The organism is Gammaproteobacteria bacterium (assembly GCA_027296625.1).
Taxonomy (GTDB): Bacteria; Pseudomonadota; Gammaproteobacteria; order JAKEHO01; family JAKEHO01; genus JAKEHO01.
On sequence record JAPUIX010000072.1, the window covers coordinates 1 to 4,768 of the forward strand.

Consider the following 4,768-nt stretch of genomic DNA (forward strand, 5'->3'; position numbering starts at 1 on the left):
CGCCAAGGGCATTCAAAATCGCGAATCGGTGCGAGTGAAGACCGTAACGTGGAACGGCACGGCCGAGGTCATAACGCTTAAGCTCGACAATCATTATTGGCCGGCATACGAAATCCGGCGCGATGAAAATGGCTGGAGGCGCGTTGATTTTGGTTCATAGCAAACACCACATGAAATGGTCGTTGGCGTCGCTCGTGGTGCTGGCAGTACTGACTTGTGGCTACGCGTCCGCGCAGACCTTGTACAAGTACCGCGGCGAAAATGGCGAGTGGATATACTCCGACCGACCGCCCAATGACGACCGGGTCACCGAGGATCGCGAACTAGGTCAGCCGGTTCCACCGGCGGAAGTGATTGTCACGTATAAACTGTTCAGCAATAAGGTCGAACTGGTCGCGCACAATGGTTTTTATGCGCCGGTGGAGATTGAACTCTTCATTGACAGTATCGTTGGCGTGGAGAATCCGCATCCGGACAACCGGTTGCGCTGGGTTGTGCCGCCTAGAAGTGATCTGACGATGCTTAGCCTGGCTTTTCTCGATGGTGCGGCAGTGCCCGAGCTTGAATATCACTTCGACTACCTGCCGGGCGACCCGACATCACAGCATCAACCCACCGATGGGTATCGCGTACCGTTCTCGGCCGGCAGCAGTCACCCGATCACACAGGCCCACCCCAGCACCCGTACGCACAGGACGCTTGATAGCATACACGCTGTGGATATCGCGATGCCGGTCGGCACAGACGTCGTCGCGGCACGCGATGGTATCGTTTTCGATGTCGCGTCAAATTACTTTCGCGCCGGTCTGGACCTGGAGCGAGACGGGCAATCCGCCAACGTCCTGCGTATCTTGCACGACGATGGCACCTACGCAATTTACGCACACCTCAACCGCAACACTATCCGTGTGAAACTGGGCGACTCAGTACTCGCTGGTGACTACATCGCCGATTCGGGAAACACGGGTTTTTCCAGCGGACCGCATCTGCACTTCGCCGTGCAACGAAACGCAGGCATGCGTACTGATTCATTGCCCGTCGTTTTCAAGGGCCCTACTTCCGGCGGCGTCGTGCCTGAAACCGGCAATGTTTTGACGGCCTATCCCTAGCGCTGGATACAGTCTATTTGCAGGATGAAGGCAAGTAGACTGTCGAAAGGACGCCGTCGCCGGCACAAGCCCAGCTTACGCTGCCGTCATGGTGAACCGCAGTCAAAGTAACAGTTTGGCCGCTTATCTTTGCGTTCGCATCATTACCATATTGAATTGAAATAGTCGCACCATTGACGGAGATTGAAAAAACGTACTTGCCCGAGTAGCTGCTGGCAGCCTCCAGCGCGGCGTCATTGTTGTCAACCGGAAACACGCCATTGTCATTATGATATTGGGCGATGGCGTTTTTTATGGGGCCGGTCAAATGCAAGCCCTCCGCAATCTGGGCGCGAATCGCATAGCTCGAGTATGCGGGAAGCGCGATTGAAGCCAATATAGCGATGATCGCAACCACGAGCATCAATTCGACCAGGGTAAATCCGTGCTGAGACTTTTTCATAAGCCGCAGTGTAGAATCTGGCCGCAATAACTATGTTGAGCCGGATCACACTTTAGCGAAACAATGCGTATCACTAGCGTGTTACGTACTGATTCATTGCCCGTCGTTTTCAAAGGTCCTACTTCCGGCGGCGTGGTGCCAGGAACTGGCGACGTTTTGACGGCTTATTCCTAGCTCGGTCTTCCAGGTCCGACTTGGACCACAAACCTCATGCAGTTTCTAGCAATGTTTGCCCCGAGGGCACCTGATCCGCGGTAACGTGGAAGCTGATTGCGATAACACTCATATCGGCAGCTTATTGCGCCTAATTGCACAGATTTAGTTGATTCCGAACGACCGCTTCGCCCCCGATAGCGGACCTTAGACTGCTAGACTCCTCAGGGTCGGCTAACGACCCAAAGCGGCCGTTGATGACTAATTGTCGTCTCGGAACTTGAACCACTGGCGTGTTGCCGTTGGACGCAGGGCAATGCCCCAAAAGGCCTTTAATTCTTGCCGATACTTTGCCAATCTGTCAACGGTATCTCTGAGCTCTAAATTAGCAAATGAAAAACTCAAGGTTTGGCAAGTTAATTAAGAAGATCAATTTATACCCACCCTATCTCGGCATGGGTGTTAACGTGAGGTCATATCGAAATGACTTCACGCGATTTGAGGTCGAGTTGCATGCCAGGTGGTACAACCGAAATCTATTTGGCACACATTTCGGCGGCAGCCTCTACTCTATGGCCGATCCATTTTTTGTGTTTATTATCACGATGAACCTCGGCAGCGGCTACATTGTGTGGGATAAGTCGGCGACGATCGATTTTCTCAAACCCGCGAAAGGGACCATTCTAGGAATATTTGAAATCAGCAGAGATCGCCTTGAGGAGATCCGTGCGGAAGTCGATGAGCTTGGAAAGAACACGTATCATTTCGAGGCGGACCTTGTTGATCAGACAGGACAAGCAGTTGCTCGCATTACGAAGGAAGTCTATGTGCGATCCAAAGCCGTAGGTGGAGGAACGCAATAGAACAGCAAGGCGAGCATTCTTTCGCCCCAATGCAAACTGACCGAACGACCGCTTTGCAGCCAAACGCGGTCGTTCGGATGGTAGAGTCTTGAGGGTCCGCTAACGACCCAAAGGAGACGTTCGTCGATCGTGTATTCTAGAGAGCTGCTGAAGCGGCCTGGAGCACCTGTAATGAGAGAAATCGCAGTCAACCGAAGAAACTTCATCAAAGTGATGACAGGCGGTTCGTCGATCGTTCTGATTCCCAGCGTTCTTAGCGCGTGCAGCAATGGAGATGCAGAAATCTGGCTTGAGGGCTGGAAGGGGCCGATGTCCGGCGAGACAGATATTCGATGGATCGTATTATCCTACGCCATCCTCGCTGCGAATCCGCATAACAAACAATCATGGATTGTCGATCTGACCGGCCCGAGCAGCCTAGACCTTTATGTCGACCGGCAGCGCTTGTTGCCTGAGACTGATCCACCAGCTCGACAAATTCATATAGGTCAAGGCACGTTCTTGGAAAACCTCGAACTCGCAGCTCGACAACACGGTTATCGCGCAAATATCGACTATTTCCCGAAGGGTGAATACGGTAATGCGGTTGTCGAAGACAAGCCGGTGGCGTCAGTGACATTGAACGAGGATGCTTCAAACATGAAGGATCCACTTTTCAAAATGATCCTGAGGCGCCAATCCAACAAACGTGCGTACACCGAAGCCCCTTTGACCGCTGATCAGTTGGCTCGACTTCGCACTGCTCTAACTGATCCTCGTCTGGAGCTGACCGTATCCGACGACACTGTTTTAAAGGATGAGTTGTCTGAGATCATGATTGAGGCGATGCGCATAGAAACTGCCAGTAAGAGCCGCGACGCGGAGACCATTGCTATGTTTCGTTTCAATGACGAAGAACGCAGCCATTATCGTGACGGTTTCAGCGTTGCTCAGTCCGGGATGAGCGGATTGAAGGGTTGGGTTGCAGAGAGTTTCTTCTTGTCACGCGACGACACAGAAAAGGACAGTACGTCCTTTGGGGAACAGGCGGTGGACCTGACCACTAAACACGCCCAATCCGCTGCCGCGTTTGGCTGGATTAGCACAGCGAACAACACTCGGGTTGATCAGGTTGTGACCGGTCGCGCCTACGAGCGTCTAAATCTAACCGCCACTGCACTCGGGATCGCTATGCACCCAATGAGTCAGGTCTTGCAAGAATACTTGGATATGGTCGACCTACAGAAACGTTTTCTCGCCTACCTCGATGTCCCGGAAGGCCACACGGTTCAAATGCTCTTTCGTCTTGGCGTCGCGGAGCCCGTTGAGCACAGTCCACGGCGGCCGGTGAAGGATCTGCAGCGAGGATAGGAAACCACGCCGGCTGATATGCGAGCGGCCGCTCAAAAACGCGGCACCGTTTCGGTGACGCCGGACCTGAGAACTTCCGCTATTGGCCGTTAGCGGTCCCTGAAAAAAGTGGATTTCTGCTAGTCTGAGTGTCTGCTTTCAGGAAAAGCGGACATTCACGCTTCATGTCTGAAAATTTTCATCATCCACACGACACACCTCTTTCGGCAGGCCTGCGCTTCTTATCGGAGCTTATTGCGTGGATCGCTGGGCCATGGGCTGTGGGCCTATTGTCTAATTGGTTGGTTTTGCCATCGCTTGTATTGCTTGTTGGCCTTCCAGCTGTTTTCTCAACCCGAAATGACAAACGCCAAATTATTGTTTCTACTCCAGGGCCAGTTCGAGTAGGGATCGAATTATTGTTGTATTCGGTGGCAGCAGTTGCACCTTGGTTTGTGTGGCCTGCAACAGCGTCAGGATTGGCCGTTGGAATTGTTGTCGCATCGGTGGGGACCGGCTTTCCTCGATTCTTGTGGCTTGTTAACGGCGCGCCGCAGCAGAAATGAGGTCCGCTTTACCCCCGAAAGCGGCCGTTACGGCGGTAGAGTCTTGAGAGGCCGCTAACGACCCGAAGCGGACGCTAGTGCTCTGGAGTGGCTAGACAGAGGCGCTGATCAACGATTTATTGATTTGGCATCGGCGTGCCGGACGAGCATGCTGCCACTGTTTGGAAAAGCTCGTAGCATTGAACTCGCCGCGCAAGATGCCGCCATATCTGCCAATTGTTGCATGCCCTTACTTGATAGGTTCAGCCGATTCCCATTGAGATATTCCAGTATCTCGCCGCTTTATGCCTTTCGTAGCCAAGACCG

The 4,768-nt window shown here is 53.0% G+C and carries 4 protein-coding genes; 3 read left to right on the top strand and 1 reads right to left on the bottom strand.

Annotated elements, in window-relative coordinates; all coding sequences use genetic code 11:
• Nucleotides 1-170 precede the first annotated feature (170 nt).
• Nucleotides 171-1,109 carry a M23 family metallopeptidase gene (locus O6944_04175; GenBank protein ID MCZ6718337.1) on the top strand — a complete coding sequence of 313 codons (939 nt, stop codon included), beginning with the start codon at nt 171-173 and terminating at the stop codon, nt 1,107-1,109.
• A gap of 13 nt (nt 1,110-1,122) precedes the next feature.
• On the opposite strand, the gene O6944_04180 is transcribed toward O6944_04175, so the two are convergent.
• Nucleotides 1,123-1,551 carry a pilin gene (locus O6944_04180; GenBank protein MCZ6718338.1) on the bottom strand — a complete coding sequence of 143 codons (429 nt, stop codon included), beginning with the start codon at nt 1,549-1,551 and terminating at the stop codon, nt 1,123-1,125.
• 545 nt (nt 1,552-2,096) lie between these two features.
• Here O6944_04180 and O6944_04185 point away from each other — a divergent pair.
• On the top strand, nt 2,097-2,567 hold the full coding sequence (locus O6944_04185) for a YiiD C-terminal domain-containing protein (protein MCZ6718339.1): 471 nt from the start codon (nt 2,097-2,099) through the stop codon (nt 2,565-2,567).
• Nucleotides 2,568-2,738: 171 nt separating this feature from the next.
• A complete protein-coding gene (locus tag O6944_04190; GenBank protein MCZ6718340.1) occupies nt 2,739-3,917 on the top strand; it encodes a nitroreductase family protein in 1,179 nt (392 codons plus the stop codon).
• The last annotated feature ends 851 nt before the right edge of the window (nt 3,918-4,768 follow it).